This window comes from Enterococcus sp. AZ194 (assembly GCF_051713825.1).
In the GTDB taxonomy this organism is placed as follows: domain Bacteria; phylum Bacillota; class Bacilli; order Lactobacillales; family Enterococcaceae; genus Enterococcus_K.
Genome location: NZ_JBIOQR010000001.1, coordinates 3,998,007 through 4,014,529, shown reverse-complemented (window position 1 = coordinate 4,014,529; position 16,523 = coordinate 3,998,007). Strand labels below are relative to the sequence as shown.

The following is a 16,523-nucleotide window of genomic DNA, read 5'->3' as shown; positions in this document are numbered from 1 at the left end:
GAAAAAAGCGAGAAGAAGGTGAACGTATATGAAAAAAACATTAGAAATTATAGTAATCAAATAAGGCGTATTATTATGATATATAGTTCCCGTTAACAAATGAGCATTAAAGACATATTGTTCAGAAGTGTAATGTTTTGTTTTTGTAGGGAAACCTCGTTTTAGTTTCAATTTACCATTGATGGTAAGTTTTACTTTAAAATGCTTTTTATTTTACGAGAACTATATAGTAGAACTACTTTTTCTAAAATAAGTTAAAATAAATAAACCCCACCAAGGGCCAACCAATTCAGTAGTTGGCCCTTGGTGGGGTTTTATAAAAGGTTAGAGAGTCTGGAGTCTCACCTACATTATATTACCCATTCGCCAAGAGCTTCAGTTTGTCTTCTGTCACTCTAAAGACGGTCCATTCGTCCATGGGTATGGCGCCTATTTGTTTATAAAACTCGATAGAGGGAGTATTCCAATCTAACACCCACCATTCTATTCGACCGTACTCGCGCTTTAGTGCGATATTAGCTAAGAATGAAAGGATTTGTTTACCAAAGCCCTGTCCTCTATATTCTTCTTTGACATACAAGTCTTCTAAATATAAACCCGGTTTTCCTAAAAACGTTGAAAAGTTAGAGAAAAACAAGGCAAAGGCCATGGGAACACCGTCTACTTCGCCAATGATAACTTCCGCTTTTTTCTCTTGAAAAATATTTTTATCGAGCAGCTCCTCTGTTGCAGTGACGTCTTGTAACAAGTTTTCATAGGTAGCTAACTCTTTAATGAATTGCAAGACCAAAGATAAATCTTTTTTTTCAGCAAATCGAAGTTTCATATCCATAAATATTTGTGTCGCTCCTTTTGACTTGGTAAATGATACTTACAAAAAGACGCCAAACTAGCTACTTTTAGCGTCTATTCTCGAATCTGACCGTCTCCATAAATGATATATTTTGTGGAGGTCAGCTCATTTAATCCCATAGGCCCACGTGCGTGGAGTTTTTGCGTGGAAATACCGATTTCAGCGCCAAACCCGAAAACAAAACCGTCTGTAAAACGGGTTGAGGCATTGACATACACCGCAGCGGCATCTACTTCTTGTAGGAATTTTTGAGAAGCAAAATAGTTATCTGTGACAATTGCTTCGGAGTGTTTTGTATTATAGCGATTGATATGGGCGATGGCCTCTTCTAGTGAATCGACCACCTTTATAGCAAGAATATAATCTAAAAATTCTGTTCCCCAATCTTCTTCTGTAGCAAGAGTTGCTGTCGACAAAATTTCACAGGCTTTTTGATCGCCACGAATTTGGACATTTTGTTCCAGAAGAGCTTGTTCAATTAGAGGCAGAAATTGTTTGGCCACTTGTTCATGGATTAAGAGCGTTTCAATAGCGTTACAAACAGAGGGGCGAGAAGCTTTGGCATTCACCGTAATATCAATCGCCATTTGTAACTGCGCGTCCTTATCGACATATACATGGTTGTTTCCTGTGCCTGTTTCAATAACAGGAACCGTAGCATTTTCTTTGACTCGATGAATCAAGCCTGCTCCTCCTCGTGGAATCAAAACGTCTAGGTAATCCGTCAGACGCATCATTTGATTCGCTACTTCATGTGAGGTATCACTGACAAATTGAATCGCTTCTACAGGTCCATGATTTTCCTGTAAAGAAGCTTGCAAGATTTCAACTAAAATCTGATTCGATTGAAAGGCTTCTTTTCCACCGCGTAAAATAACGGCATTGCCTGTTTTAAAACACAAACTGGCTGCATCCGTTGTGACATTTGGGCGCGATTCATAAATGATGCCAATAACGCCTAAAGGGACCTTTTGACGACCAATCATCAAGCCGTCCTCATTTTTCCACATTTTTTCGACTTCCCCGATAGGATCTGCCAGTTGAACGACTTGTCGGATGCCATCTGCCATGTCGCCAATTCGTTCTTTAGTTAAGCGAAGTCGATCTTGCATCGTTTCACTAATGCCATTTTCGACCGCTTTTTTTAAGTCTATTTGATTGGCAGCTAGTATTTTATCGGTATTCTTTTCTAAGTCTTTCGCCATTTCATTTAACAAACGATTCTTCTCTTGTGTAGATAAAAGAGAGAGCTCATGCGCGCTTGTTTGTGCTTGGCTACCTAATTGTTGTAAGTCCATCATTTTCACTCCTTAAACAAAGTTCCAATTGTTTCTCCAGCAAGAATATCAAAAATAATTTTGGGTTGTTTTCCATTAGCTAGGACCATCATACTTTGGTTGTTTAAGACTCTTTGTGCGGCCTTAAGCTTACTGTGCATACCGCCTGTTCCAAATGAGGTCCCAGAGCCACCAGCTTGTTGCATCAGTTTTTCATCAATTTTAGAGATTTGTGAATAGAGTGTAGCCTGTTTATTTTTCGCAGGATTATCTGAATAAAAGCCGTCAATATCAGATAGCATTAATAGCACATCTGCTTGGACTAATTGTGAAACAATCGCTGAGAGTTGATCATTATCGCCAAATTTAGTTAGATGGTCGAGCTCATCCACTGCAACGGTATCATTTTCATTAACAATCGGAATAATTCCTAGTTTAAGCAGCTGTTCTAAGGTATTGGTCACATTTTCTCGACTAGTCGGGTAATCAATCACATCTCGGGTCATCAAAATTTGGCCCGTCAGCTGGCTATAGGTTGAAAAGCGTTGCGTATAAATGTTCATTAGCTCGGCTTGCCCAACTGCTGCTACGGCTTGTTGTTCTCTGATTGTTTCGGGTCGAGTACTGAGACCTAATTTATTTAAACCTACTCCAACCGCTCCAGAAGAAACAAAAATAACTTCTTTTCCTTGATTCCTTAAATCAGTCAGAACAAATGCTAACTGGTCAATAGCGGCTAAATTAATGTTCCCATTCGGATAAATTAACGTACTTGTGCCTACTTTGACGACGACTCGTTTGACTTGCTGTAATTGTTTTCGCATAAATGCACCACCTCATACTAGAGAAATAAACTGGGATACAGCGATGTCCCCAGTTTTTTCTCTTATTTTACTATGTTCCGACTCTTAAAGAAAGCGCCGATTAAAATTCTGGTGAAATTAGTAAGAATTGTATTTCTGTCTTTTGTTCCAATGTCTCAAGGCTAACCGACAGAAGTCGCAACCTTTGATAGACGGTGGCCATCTGCCAGCCTCTTCGGACATTGGCCTAAAAGCCACTTAATACGAAGAGCGTATTAATGTCTTTCATTCCAATGTCTCAAGGCTAATCGTCAGCTGTCGCAACCTTTGATAGACGGTGGCCATCTGCCAGTCTCTTCGGACATTGGCCTAAAAGCCACTTAATACGAAGAGCGTATTAATGTCTTTCATTCCAATGTCTCAAGGCTAATCGTCAGCTGTCGCAACCTTTGATAGACGGTGGCCATCTGCCAGCCTCTTCGGACATTTCACAAAATCCTAGAATACGAAGAGCGTATTCCAGTCTTTTGTTCCAATGTCTCGAGGCTAACCGACAGAAGTCGCAACCTTGTGCACGGTGGCCATCTGCCAGCCTCTTCGGACGTTGGCCTAAAAGCCACTTAATACGAAGAGCGTATTAATGTCTTTCATTCCAATGTCTCAAGGCTAATCGTCAGCTGTCGCAACCTTTGATAGACGGTGGCCATCTGCCAGCCTCTTCGGACATTGGCCTAAAAGCCACTTAATACGAAGAGCGTATTAATGTCTTTCATTCCAATGTCTCAAGGCTAATCGTCAGCTGTCGCAACCTTTGATAGACGGTGGCCATCTGCCAGTCTCTTCGGACATTTCACAAAATCCTAGAATACGAAGAGCGTATTCCAGTCTTTTGTTCCAATGTCTCGAGTCTAACCGACAGAAGTCGCAACCTTTGATAGACGGTGGCCATCTGCCAGTCTCTTCGGACATTTCACAAAATCCTAGAATACGAAGAGCGTATTCCAGTCTTTTGTTCCAATGTCTCGAGGCTAACCGTCAGCTGTCGCAACCTTGTGTAGAAATAGGCCGCTTAGCAGTTTTGGTTCGAACCAGGTTGATTTTGGAGGCATGATTTTTCCTGCGTCGGCGACTTTTAATAAATCGTCCATTGTGGTTGGGTAGACGGCAAATGCGAGTGTCCATTTGCCACTGTCGACTAACTCTTCTAACTCTTTCATTCCTCGAATTCCGCCGACAAAATCAATTCGTTTATCTGTTCGGATGTCGGTGATTCCAAAAATGTCTTCAAACACATGTTGTTGTAAAAGAGAGACGTCTAATTGTTCAACGGGATCGTTTGGAATGAGCGCTTCTTTAATAGAAAGTGCGTACCAAGTTTTCTCAAGGTACATCCCGAATGTTTTTTCTTTCTGTGGTTTGCCGTCACTAGCTTTTTCAATCGTAAAAATTTTCTCTAGCTGCTGGAAAAAGTCTTCTGGAAGAGGGACTTGTAAGACACGGTTATAATCAAGAATTTCTAAATCTTCTTTTGGAAAAATAACTGATAAAAAGAAATTAAAGGCCGCATCTTCTTCAGCATTCGGAAATTCTTGGTGGCGTTTTTGCCCGACTTTAACGGCTGATTCTGTTCGGTGATGACCATCTGCAATATATAACGCAGGGACGTTTGTCTCGAATGCTTTTGAGATTTTTTGAATAACGGCTGGGTCATCGATGCACCAAACCTGATGATTGACGTCATGAAAACTATCAAAGTTATAGAGTGCTTCGTGGTGTGTTTTCCAGTGATCCATCGCTTTTTGAATGCCGTCTTCTTTTCGATAGGTTAGAAAGATTGGGCTCGTGTTGGCATCACAGGCATCGATATGATTGATGCGGTCGACTTCTTTTTCTGGCCGTGTATACTCGTGTTTTTTAATTTTGCCGGTTTCATAGTCTTTGATAGAGGTACAGGCGACAATACCTGTTTGACTTCTTCCATTCATTGTTAATTGATAAAGGTAAAGCATGGGCGCTTCTTCTTTTTGCAACCAGCCTTTTTCTAGGAAAGCGGCTAGATTTTCGGCCGCTTTCTGATAGACTTGTGGGTCGTAGGCAGAGAGGCCCGGTAAATCGATCTCTGCTTTATCAATATGCAGATAAGAGTACGGATTATCTTTGGCCAAATCGTAAGCTTCTGTTGAATTCAGCACATCATAAGGAAGCGTAGCAATTTCAGCCACATGGTCACTTGCAGGACGGATGGCTTTAAACGGGCGAACAACTACCATTAATAATGCACTCCTTCCTGATTTTTGATGGTGCGAACATAAATAATTTCATCAGAGTTTTGAATTTTTTCAGCTACCGTAGTAATTTTTTCTTCATCAGTTTCCGCAATATCAATCAGAGTGTAGGCATAGTCATCTCGACTTTTGTTAATCATCGTATCAATGTTGATGCCAAGATTTGCGATGCCAGAAGAAATTAGGCCCAACATGTTTGGCACATTTTTATGAATAATCGTAAAACGGTAAGGTGAGTTGAAAGACATTTCCACTGATGGGAAATTGACGGAACGTTTGATTTCACCTGTTTCAAGGAAGGTCTTCAACGTTTTTGCGGCCATCTTGGCACAATTAATTTCAGCTTCCTCAGTTGAGGCTCCTAAGTGAGGTAAGACCAGCACTTGGTCGTGATGCAATAAGCGTTCATCCGCAAAATCAGTGACGTAACGCGCAATTTCTCCGGTCTTGATAGCTTCCAAAACGGCCTGTGTATCAACTAGCTCTCCGCGGGCAAAGTTTAAAAGTACGGCGTTTTTCTTCATTTTCTTTAATTGTTGCGTACTTATTAAATGACGAGTCTCTTCATTAAGTGGGATATGAATGGAAATGAAGTCGCAATTGGTAAAGATATCCTCGATAGAAGTTGCCCGGTTCACTCGGCGTGAAATACTCCAAGCGGTATCTACTGAGACGAATGGATCGTAGCCTGTGACTTCCATTCCTAAGCGATACGCATCATTTGCGACCATCGCACCAATTGCACCTAAGCCGATGACGCCAAGATGTTTTCCTTCTAGTTCATGGCCAGCAAATTGTTTTTTGTTTGCTTCAACTTGTTCTTCTACATCGGCACCATGTAAGGTTTGAACCCAGTGTGCACCTTGTACAAGTGGACGAACAGAAACAAGGAGGCTAGCGATGACCAACTCTTTTACCGCGTTGGCATTGGCACCAGGTGTGTTAAAGACAACGATGCCTTTTTCAGCACACTCTTTAACGGGAATGTTATTTGTTCCTGCACCCGCACGCGCAACAGCAAGAACAGATGAAGGAAAGTCGTAGGTATGGAGATTTTGGCTTCGTAAAATAACACCTGCAGGAGCCTCCGTTTGGTTGATGGTAAATCTATCTGGACTGAAGCGATTTAAGCCTTCTGGGGCAATTTCGTTAAAGGTTTTAATATCATACATGCTAGTTTTTTCCTCCATTTTCTTTTTCAAATGTTTCCATAAAGTCAATCAGAGCGCGGACACCTTCTATTGGAAAGGCATTGTATAGGCTTGCACGCATGCCACCTACCAACCGATGCCCTTTCAAGTTTTTAAATCCTTGTTTAGTAGCTTCGGCGATAAACTTTTTATCTAAGGTTTCATTTCCTGTTACAAACGGAATGTTGGTCAATGAACGAAAGGCAGGCGCAACCGGACTTGAAAACAATGAAGAACGGTCAATAGCCTCATAAAGTAGCGCCGCTTTTTCTTCGTCTTGTTTCAGAATTGTGGCAATATTTCCTTGTTCTTTTAGCCACTCAAAGACTAATTTTGCTATATAGATAGAATAAGTCGGTGGTGTGTTGTAAAGAGAATCGTTGGCCGCTTGTAGCTTGTAATCGAGCATAGCGCTTGGGACGTCTGTCAAGCCGAGTAAATCTTCTCGAATAATCACAACAGTTAAACCGGCAGGGCCAATATTTTTTTGAGCACCTGCATAAATCAGACCAAAATCAGATACTTGATAGTTGTTAGCCAAAATATTAGAAGACATATCGGCGACTAAAGGGACCTTGCCTGTGTTAGGTAGATCAGTAAAGGCGGTTCCTTCAATCGTATTGTTTGTTGTGATATGGATATAGGCGGCGTCTGGATCAATCATATCTTCCGTGACTTCTGGAATATAGGTAAAGTTTTGATCTTCACTACTTGCGATGACCTCCACTTCGACGTTTGAAAGTTTTTTAGCTTCAGCAATGGCTTTTTTTGACCAAGTGCCTGTGTTGATATATTGCACTTTTTTATTTTGAGCTAAGTTTAAAGGAACCATCGTAAACTGGAGACTGGCTCCACCTTGTAAAAATAACACTTTGTAATTATCTGGAATCTGCATAAGCTCTCTTAGGAGTTGCTCAGCATCTTGAATGATTGCTTCGAATTCGGAGGAGCGATGACTCAGTTCCATAACGGACATTCCGCTGTTTTTGTAATCCAAAAGTTCGGATTGGGCTTTTTCCAATACAGGTTTTGGTAACACGGCAGGGCCAGCTGAAAAATTATACACAGTTGTCATTACATCTATCTCTCCTTTTTTGTCATTATTCAATTAAAATTGAATAAAAATAAATGTGAAAATAATTATAACAGAAAGAGTTAAATGATAATAGTCTAATTTTTCTCGAAACAAAGAGAAATAATGAAGGGAATTTGTCTTAAACAAGAAAACTTACTGAATATTTACTTAAGGTGCTTAGAAAACTTCTACGGCTATGTTAAAATAATTCTAAGAGAAAACGGGAGGGTTTTTAATGAAAAAACGAGGATTCGAAATTGTTTCAACATTTGAAGATAAAGGACTAAATTTACCAGAAAGAGCGACAAAACACGCAGCAGGTTACGATTTTGAAGCGGCTAGCGATGTGACGATTCCTAGTATTTGGAAGGCAGGGATTTTCGAAGGTCTAAAAACTCTTCTAGGAAAAGACGAACAATCAATTGCCCAAGAAGAAAAAAAACTAAAGCCTGTATTAGTACCAACAGGAATTAAGGCTTACATGGGTGAGGAAGAATATTTGCAACTAGCAAATCGCTCAAGTAACCCATTGAAACGTTTTTTAATTCTATCAAACGGCGTGGGTGTGATTGATAGTGATTACTATGGAAACCCTGATAATGAAGGACATATCATGTTTCAGTTTACGAATTTTGGGCTGCGTGATGTTCAGATTAAAAAAGGGGAAAGAATCGGGCAAGGAATTTTCTTACCGTTTTTGAAAGCTGATCAAGATAAGTCAGAGACCGTTCGAACGGGTGGTTTTGGCTCTTCAAATAAATAAGAAGAAAATGAGCTGAAAAGGTAATTTATTGTAGGAATATGATAGAATAAAGAAACAACAGGTGAGGAGACGAGAGATGGCTAAAAAAGCAAAAGCACAATTCGTTTGTCAATCTTGTGGGTACGTATCACCGAAATATTTGGGGCGCTGTCCGAACTGTGGTCAGTGGAATTCCATGGTAGAGGAGATTATCCAAGACACGACTGATCGTCGCGTCCGAACGAGTATCACTGGGCAAAAAGCACAGCCGACAAAGTTAACGGATATAATTCCTAAAAAGGAACCACGTGTGAAAACGCGTTTGTCAGAATTAAATCGAGTCTTGGGTGGCGGTGTCGTACCAGGTTCCCTCGTTTTAATTGGTGGAGATCCTGGGATTGGTAAGTCAACGTTACTTTTACAGGTTTCCCAACAGCTAGCTGCGACAGGCGGAAAAGTCCTTTATGTTTCAGGTGAAGAGAGTGCCGACCAGATCAAGATGCGTGCAGAACGTCTGGGCGCAATTGACAATGAGTTTTATTTATATGCAGAAACCGATATGCATGAAATTAGTCGAGCTATCGAGAATATGGCGCCTGATTATGTCATTATTGACTCGATTCAAACGATGACTCAGCCCGATATTACGAGTGTGGCAGGGAGTGTTAGCCAAGTTCGTGAGACGACAGCAGAGTTATTGAAGTTAGCAAAAACAAACGGGATTGCGATTTTTATCGTTGGTCATGTAACCAAAGAGGGTTCAATTGCTGGACCACGAATGCTCGAGCACATGGTGGATACGGTTTTGTACTTTGAAGGCGAAAAACATCATAGCTTTAGAATCTTGCGTGCAGTTAAAAATCGGTTTGGTTCAACGAATGAGATTGGTATTTTTGAGATGCGTGAACATGGTTTAGAGGAAGTAGCAAATCCCTCACAAGTCTTTTTAGAAGAACGCTTAGCAGGCGCGACAGGCTCTGCGATTGTGGTGGCGATGGAAGGCAGTCGCCCTATCTTAGTTGAGGTCCAAGCCTTGGTCACTCCGACCATGTTTGGGAATGCCAAACGAACGACAACAGGCCTTGATTTTAATCGAGTGTCATTAATCATGGCGGTGCTTGAAAAACGTGCAGGCTTACTGTTGCAAAATCAGGATGCCTATTTGAAAGCGGCTGGTGGCGTGAAGTTGAACGAGCCTGCGATTGATTTGGCAGTCGCAGTCAGTATTGCTTCAAGTTACCGTGAGAAAGGAACCAAGACGACTGAGTGTTTTATCGGTGAGATTGGTTTGACAGGTGAGATTCGGCGCGTTAGTCATATTGAACAGCGTGTCCGTGAAGTCAAAAAACTAGGCTTTACCAAGGTCTATTTGCCAAAAAATAATTTAACGGGATGGGACCCGCCCAAAGATATTGAGATTGTAGGTGTGGCAACAATTGGTGAAACACTTAGAAAAGTCTTTGGCGCTTCATCTTAATTAGGGAGTTTAGTTTATTCAGAGACCACATGACGTAGTTAAACGGCTGAAGACCTTGTTAGAGCGAGTTGTCTAAACGAAAGTGCGACAGAAAACATCAAGATCTAGTTGAAATGTTTCTCTTACTAGTGAGGCTTCAAAAATGAGTGATAGGTTGGTGGAGCAATTGAAATACTCGCTTGCTCCGCCAACTAATGAGAAATAGAAGGTTAAAAAACAAAAAAATAAACTGGAGGGATGAAGATGCAGAAACGAGTAATTACTTTGTTAATGATTATTGCTGGTGCAAGCTTGGGGATTTCATTTTTACCAACTGCTTGGACAGCTTTAGGATATGACAATAATAGCTGGCTCAATAATTATTTAGTTAATAGTTTGCTTGGTGCACTTATTTTCTTTTTATTATCTTTACTATTGGCAAAATATATTGTGACAGGGTTAAGAAGCATTGAAACAAAATTAAGTGAAGTGAGCCTGACGTACCTTTTATTTGGTGCAGTTGGTGCGATTATTGGATTGACATTGGGGGTTATTTTATCCACCCCGCTATACAATTTAGATATTCCCGTTATCAACAGTGTGGTTCCGATTCTCCTAATGATTATTCTAGGTTATCTAGGCTTTCGGATGGGGACAACAAGAATTGACGAGTGGAAGAGAATCTTTACACCAAAGCAGAAAAAGATGGAAACAACACCTGAAAGCCAACTACTTGATCGAAAAGTGGAGGATCATTTCCACAAATACAAAATTTTGGATACGAGTGTCATCATTGATGGCCGCATTTATGATATTGCGAAGTCAGGATTTTTAGAGGGAGTTATTTTAATTCCTAACTTTGTCTTATATGAGTTACAGTATATTGCTGATTCCGGTGATAGTTTGAAACGAGTACGAGGTCGTCGCGGCTTGGATATTCTTAATTCTTTGCAAAAAGAAGAGGGCATCAGCGTTGAAATGTATGATGGCGACTTTGAGGATATTGCAGAGGTTGATAGTAAGCTCATCAAATTAGCGAAGCTTTTAGATGGTGTTGTTGTTACCAATGACTACAATTTGAACAAGGTTTCAGAGTTTCAAAATGTTCCTGTATTAAATATTAATGCACTAGCTAATGCTGTAAAACCAGTCGTCATTCCTGGTGAGACGATGGAGGTTCTATTGGTTAAAGCTGGAACAGAGCGCCAACAAGGGGTTGCTTATCTAGACGATGGCACAATGATTGTAGTCGAAGATGGTCAACATTACATGAATGAACGAATTCAAGTGGTGGTGACAAGCGCACTTCAAACAGCTGCTGGACGAATGATTTTTGCAAAACCCGCACATTCGGGTCGAGGAATCGATAACGAAAAGGGTGCTTCGAATAAAAAAGAGAAATAATCTTGTAAATAGTCAAAAACTCAGACGACTTAAGCTTTACTAATCGGCTGATTGATTGTACAATTTTAGCTGAACAGCCAACCACAGCTAAAGAGAATCAGGCAAAAAAATGATGGAACAACTCCCCCAAATATTGGTCATTGTTTTCGTGTTATTTGCTTGAGAAAAATAGAGACAATGGTGGGTTATTGACAAATCTACTTCTCTATAAACAGCATAGAGAAGCGTAAGGAAAGAGGAAGAATTATGACTAAAGTACGTGTACGTTATGCACCAAGTCCAACCGGTCATCTACACATTGGAAATGCCCGAACAGCATTATTCAACTATTTATTTGCCCGTCACAATGATGGAGATTTTATTATTCGAATTGAAGATACTGACCAAAAGAGAAATATTGAAGATGGCGAAAAAAGCCAATTAGAGAACTTAGCTTGGTTAGGAATGGATTGGGATGAGTCTCCTGAAAATCCTGGTGAATATGGTCCTTACCGTCAATCAGAACGAAGAGAAATTTATCAACCACTAATTGATCAATTATTAGCGAGCAACCACGCCTACAAATGTTACTGTACAGAAGATGAGTTGGAAGCTGAACGTGAAGCGCAACGTGCGCGTGGCGAAATGCCTCATTATTCAGGAAAATGTGCCAACCTATCTCCTTTCGAACAAGCAGAAAAAGAAGCACAAGGATTAGAACCAGTGATTCGTTTCAGAGTCCCTAGAAACTCTTCTTTTGCATTTGAAGATATGGTTAAGGGCGAGATTGTTTTTGAATCAGACAATGTTGGTGGCGACTTCGTTATTCAAAAACGCGATGGTATGCCAACATACAATTTTGCGGTAGCTGTCGATGACCACATGATGAAGATCAGCCACGTATTGCGCGGCGATGACCATATTGCTAATACACCGAAGCAATTGATGGTTTACGATGCATTCGGCTGGACACCTCCTGTATTTGGTCACATGACGTTAATTATCAACACAGAGACTGGGAAAAAACTAAGCAAGAGAGACGAATCAATTCTTCAATTTATCGAACAGTATCGTGAATTAGGGTACTTACCTGAAGCGATGTTTAACTTTATTGCATTGCTAGGTTGGTCACCAGTGGGCGAAGATGAGCTATTCTCACAAGATGAATTAATAAAAATGTTTGATCCAAATCGTTTGAGCAAGTCACCCGCGGCCTTTGATGCGAAGAAATTAGAATGGGTGAACAATCATTATATGAAAGAAATGGATTTAGCTGTGTTAACAGAGATGTGTCTTCCATATCTTGTAGAGAATGGTCGAATTGAAAAAGAGTTAACTCCTGAAAAATTAGAATGGTTGCAAAAAGTCGTGAGCTTATATCAACCACAAATGAGTTATGCAGAAGAAATCGTTGAAGTCTCTAACTTATTTTTCATTGAACACCCAGTTTTAGATGAAGCGGCTAAAGAAGTTTTAGCAGGGGAAACTGTCCCAACTGTTTTGCATAGCTTTAAAGCACAACTAGAAGCTTTAGAGGTGGTTGATGTACCAAGTATTAAAGCGGCGATTAAAGCCGTTCAAAAAGAAACGGGTGTCAAAGGGAAAAACCTATTCATGCCAATTCGTGTGGCTGTGTCAGGCCAAATGCATGGGCCAGAATTAGGCGAAACAATTGAATTATTAGGAAAAGAAAAAGCTTTAGATCATTTAAATAAAGTTCTTTAAAAAACACAATGAACAGAATGAAGTAACAAAAATTAGATTTTCAGAGAGACTGTGGTGGCTGCAAACAGTTAGTCTATTTTTGTGAAATGCCTCTGGAAGTGGTTTGAGCGAATCTGACGATAGTAGCTCAAAACGGGTAGTGTTCGTTACGCACATCGAGGCAATTGCCGTTTATTTAGGTGATTGTAAAAAAAAGTGGAACCACGCATAAAATGCGTCTTTTAGATAAGGAAACTTATTTAAAAGACGCATTTTTTGTTTGCAGTATAGATTGTTTACTTTTTAGATGAAAGAATTGATAAATCAGATAAACGTATGGGGAAAAAGGAAAATTTGAAGAAGCTTGAAGGAAGAAACGAGTTAGGTTCGCAAGTGGTCTAAGTGGTCAGACGTAGTATATTTCCTTCAAAAAAAGTATTTTGCCCCAGACTCAGATTAGAAAGGAGTTTGAAGATGGGTTGGTTTAAACAAGGGATTAAAGCGGCAAAAAAGAATGATCCGGCTGCTCGATCAACGATGGAAATTGTTTTAACGTATCCAGGCTTTCACGCATTGTTTTGGCATCGGGTCTCACATTTTCTTCATCGACATCACCTTTACTTATTAGCGAAACTACACGCACAATTTTGGCGGTTTATTACGGGGATTGAGATTCATCCTGGCGCTCAAATTGCAGCGGGTGTGTTTATAGACCATGGGATGGGCGTGGTGATTGGCGAGACAGCGGTGATTGAAGAAGGGGTCGTCCTTTTTCATGGCGTGACATTAGGTGGTACGGGAAAGGATCACGGCAAGCGCCATCCAACAGTTAAAAAAGGTGCGCTAGTTTCAGCGAATGCTCAAGTACTTGGCCCGATTACAATTGGCGAGTATGCCAAAGTAGGAGCGAGTGCTGTCGTGATTAAGGACGTTCCTGACCGTGCAACCGCGGTTGGAATTCCAGCTAAAATTGTTCGTATCAAAGGGGAAAAGGTTAAGGAAGGCGAGGAGCTTAAATGATTCAAATTTATAATACATTAACGAGAGAAAAGGAAACTTTTCAACCAATAGAAAAAAATAAGGTTAGCATGTACGTGTGTGGCCCGACCGTTTATAACTATATTCATATCGGCAACGCTCGAAGCACGATTGCATTTGACACGATTCGTCGCTATTTTGATTATCGCGGATATGAGGTCAACTATGTTTCTAATTTTACAGATGTTGATGATAAAATTATTCGCACGGCAAAAGAATTAAATCTGACAGCGCCAGAAGTGGCGGAGCGTTTTATTGAAGCCTTCAAAGAGGATACAAAGGCTTTGAATGTTTTGCCAGCAACTTTGCATCCGCGAGTTATGGATCATATGTCAGACATCATTACGTTTATTCAAGTGCTGATTGAAAAGGGCTATGCCTACGAATCATCAGGTGACGTCTATTATCGGACGCGTAAATTTGAGCATTATGGTCAGCTAAGTGATCAGTCAGTTGATGAGCTTGAGGTTGGAGCGAGTCAGCGGATGGGCGCAGAACAACAGTTAAAAGAGGACCCATTAGATTTTGCTTTGTGGAAATCAGCCAAACCAGAGGAAATTTCCTGGGATGCTCCTTGGGGTTCTGGACGTCCAGGCTGGCATATTGAATGCTCGGTCATGGCAACCAAACATTTGGGTGAAACGATAGATATTCATGGTGGCGGTCAGGATTTGGAATTTCCTCACCACGAGAATGAAATTGCGCAAAGTGAGGCCAAAACTGGCAAAAAATTTGCGAATTACTGGATGCATAACGGTTATGTCACGATTGGCGATGATGATGAGAAGATGAGCAAATCTTTAGGGAATTTTGTGACTGTGCATGAGTTGGTTAAGAAAATCGATCCACAGGTGTTACGTTTTTTCATGGCGACAACACAGTATCGCCGTCCGATTCGCTACAGTGAAACCACGTTAAAAGAGGCGGCAACAAACCTACAAAAACTTCGAACGGCTTACGAAAATAGCTTATTCCGTTTGGCAACAGCTGTAGACGTGGCAGAAGAGGAGCAAAAGTTGCAAGAATTAGCGGCTCTTGAGGAACGGTTTGTCGCAGAAATGGATGACGACTTTAATGCAGCAAACGGCATAACGCTTGTGTATGAGCTGGCGAAGTGGTTGAATACGTATAGTGAGGCTGAAGTGGTTTCGGCAGCTGTTTTATCTTTCGGTATAGAAAAATATCGTCAATGGTTGTCAGTTTTTGGGCTTGTTTTTGTTTCTGATGAATTGTTAGATGAAGAGGTTGACCAGTTGATTGAAGAACGGATTCAAGCGAGAAAAAGTCGTGACTTTGCCCGAAGTGATGAAATCCGTGACCAATTAAAAGAACAGGGGATTATCTTAGAGGATACCCCACAAGGAACGAGATGGAGAAGAGAACTATGAGAGACCACACCCAATTAAATGGTTTAGCACTGGCATACGTTGGTGATGCAATTTATGAGATTTATATTCGAGATTTTTTGGTTGAACAAGGCTTAACAAAACCCAATCAGCTTCATAAGACGGCGACACACTATGTTTCAGCAAAGGCACAAGCGATGTTGATGCAAGAGATTTTGGCCCAAGGGATGTTGAGCGAAGAAGAAGAATTGTTTTATAAACGAGGTAGAAATGCGAAGAGTCATACGAGTGCCAAAAATGCGGATATTACAACTTATCGCGTGGCAACAGGGTTTGAAGCATTGATGGGGTATCTTCATTTAACCAAACAAGAAGAACGTGTGAAAGAGCTTGTTGACTGGTGTATAAAGAAAGTCGGTGAAAAGGAATGAAAAATGAGCGGGGGAAGAATTCACGTGAGAAATTCTCAGCTAAAAGTAAAGGCAAAGAGGGAAAATCCTTCGTAGCAAAACGTAGCAAAGAAGGGAGCCGAAAAAATGAATTTCGCCCTTCAAAGAATGAGTCACGAGGATATGGTAAAGAGACGCGCAAACACGTGGGAGCAGCTACAGCATTTGAAGGTGTCGGAACTTCTGAAGAGTTAGCGGATAATTTTGTCTTTGGTTTTCATGCAACAGTTGAAGCGTTGCAGCAGGGACGGGGCAATAAGTTATTTTTACAAGAGGATGCTCGTGGTGAAAAAATCGATGAGTTGAAAGAATTAGCGAAAGAACAAGCCGTTCCTGTTAAGTGGGTACCTAAACAAAAGTTAGATACATTGAGTGATCATGGTGTTCACCAAGGAATCGTTTTAGCGATTACGCCTTACGAATATCTTTCATTAGAAGAGCTTTTAGAGGTGGGGAGTAAAGAGGAAGAACCGTTCTTTTTAATTCTAGATAGTTTGGAAGATCCTCATAATTTTGGCTCCATTTTACGAACGGCAGATGCGAGTGGTGTGACGGGTGTGATTATTCCTAAACATCGTGCGGTGGGAATTACGCCGGTTGTCACCAAAGCATCAACGGGCGCGGTCGAACATGTTCCGATTGCTCGTGTAACCAATCTTTCACAGGCGGTTCAAGAATTGAAAGAGAAAAACTTTTGGGTTTTTGGAACCGATATGGAAGGAACCAATTATCAAAAATGGAATACGACGGGTGCTATTGCGTTGATCATCGGAAATGAAGGCCGGGGCATGAGTCAAGGGTTAAAAAAAGAAGTGGATGAACTATTGACGATTCCTATGACAGGGCATGTTCAAAGCTTGAATGCGGGTGTGGCAGCAGGATTGTTGATGTATGAAGTCTTCCGCAAGCGTGGAGGATAATT

14 protein-coding genes and 1 other annotated feature are annotated in these 16,523 nt (G+C 40.8%); of the genes, 8 read left to right on the top strand and 6 right to left on the bottom strand.

Going from position 1 to position 16,523, the window contains the following annotated elements:
* Nucleotides 1-355 precede the first annotated feature (355 nt).
* The 6 genes from IGI37_RS18610 to serC form a co-directional block, all read right to left on the bottom strand.
* Nucleotides 356-832, bottom strand: coding sequence for a GNAT family N-acetyltransferase (locus tag IGI37_RS18610; protein ID WP_438763550.1), 477 nt, complete (start codon nucleotides 830-832; stop codon nucleotides 356-358).
* A gap of 74 nt (nucleotides 833-906) precedes the next feature.
* Complete coding sequence (locus IGI37_RS18605; RefSeq protein WP_438763549.1) at nucleotides 907-2,154, bottom strand: glutamate-5-semialdehyde dehydrogenase; 1,248 nt, start codon at nucleotides 2,152-2,154, stop codon at nucleotides 907-909.
* 2 nt (nucleotides 2,155-2,156) lie between these two features.
* Entirely contained in the window at nucleotides 2,157-2,954 is a 798-nt protein-coding gene (gene proB, locus IGI37_RS18600; protein WP_438763548.1) for a glutamate 5-kinase, read from the bottom strand.
* Between the two features lie 1,007 nt (nucleotides 2,955-3,961).
* Complete coding sequence (locus tag IGI37_RS18595; protein WP_438763547.1) at nucleotides 3,962-5,203, bottom strand: DUF1015 domain-containing protein; 1,242 nt, start codon at nucleotides 5,201-5,203, stop codon at nucleotides 3,962-3,964.
* Nucleotides 5,203-6,390 carry a 3-phosphoglycerate dehydrogenase family protein gene (locus IGI37_RS18590; RefSeq protein ID WP_438763546.1) on the bottom strand — a complete coding sequence of 396 codons (1,188 nt, stop codon included), beginning with the start codon at nucleotides 6,388-6,390 and terminating at the stop codon, nucleotides 5,203-5,205. The genes IGI37_RS18595 and IGI37_RS18590 overlap by 1 nt, the downstream gene beginning before the upstream one ends.
* Before the next feature lies 1 nt (nucleotide 6,391).
* Nucleotides 6,392-7,483, bottom strand: coding sequence for a 3-phosphoserine/phosphohydroxythreonine transaminase (gene serC, locus IGI37_RS18585; RefSeq protein WP_438763545.1), 1,092 nt, complete (start codon nucleotides 7,481-7,483; stop codon nucleotides 6,392-6,394).
* A gap of 235 nt (nucleotides 7,484-7,718) precedes the next feature.
* On the opposite strand from serC, the gene IGI37_RS18580 reads away from it, so the two are divergent.
* The 8 genes from IGI37_RS18580 (at nucleotide 7,719) to rlmB (ending at nucleotide 16,521) form a co-directional block, all read left to right on the top strand.
* Entirely contained in the window at nucleotides 7,719-8,246 is a 528-nt protein-coding gene (locus tag IGI37_RS18580) for a dUTP diphosphatase (RefSeq protein ID WP_438763544.1), read from the top strand.
* Between the two features lie 76 nt (nucleotides 8,247-8,322).
* Nucleotides 8,323-9,702: a DNA repair protein RadA gene (gene radA, locus IGI37_RS18575; RefSeq protein WP_438763543.1), complete on the top strand. Its 1,380-nt coding sequence runs from the start codon at nucleotides 8,323-8,325 to the stop codon at nucleotides 9,700-9,702.
* 243 nt (nucleotides 9,703-9,945) lie between these two features.
* On the top strand, nucleotides 9,946-11,085 hold the full coding sequence (locus IGI37_RS18570) for a PIN/TRAM domain-containing protein (RefSeq protein ID WP_438763541.1): 1,140 nt from the start codon (nucleotides 9,946-9,948) through the stop codon (nucleotides 11,083-11,085).
* Nucleotides 11,086-11,331: 246 nt separating this feature from the next.
* A complete protein-coding gene (gene gltX, locus IGI37_RS18565) occupies nucleotides 11,332-12,789 on the top strand; it encodes a glutamate--tRNA ligase (RefSeq protein WP_438763540.1) in 1,458 nt (485 codons plus the stop codon).
* Nucleotides 12,789-13,014, top strand: a binding site (T-box leader). (Overlaps the previous gene by 1 nt.)
* 228 nt (nucleotides 13,015-13,242) lie before the next feature.
* The gene (epsC, locus tag IGI37_RS18560) at nucleotides 13,243-13,788 is read left to right on the top strand and encodes a serine O-acetyltransferase EpsC (protein WP_438763539.1); all 546 of its coding nucleotides are present in this window, start codon (nucleotides 13,243-13,245) and stop codon (nucleotides 13,786-13,788) included.
* The gene (cysS, locus tag IGI37_RS18555) at nucleotides 13,785-15,194 is read left to right on the top strand and encodes a cysteine--tRNA ligase (RefSeq protein WP_438763538.1); all 1,410 of its coding nucleotides are present in this window, start codon (nucleotides 13,785-13,787) and stop codon (nucleotides 15,192-15,194) included. Before epsC ends, cysS begins: the two co-directional genes overlap by 4 nt.
* Nucleotides 15,191-15,583 carry a Mini-ribonuclease 3 gene (locus IGI37_RS18550; RefSeq protein ID WP_438763537.1) on the top strand — a complete coding sequence of 131 codons (393 nt, stop codon included), beginning with the start codon at nucleotides 15,191-15,193 and terminating at the stop codon, nucleotides 15,581-15,583. Before cysS ends, IGI37_RS18550 begins: the two co-directional genes overlap by 4 nt.
* Entirely contained in the window at nucleotides 15,580-16,521 is a 942-nt protein-coding gene (gene rlmB / locus IGI37_RS18545; protein ID WP_438763536.1) for a 23S rRNA (guanosine(2251)-2'-O)-methyltransferase RlmB, read from the top strand. The genes IGI37_RS18550 and rlmB overlap by 4 nt, the downstream gene beginning before the upstream one ends.
* The last annotated feature ends 2 nt before the right edge of the window (nucleotides 16,522-16,523 follow it).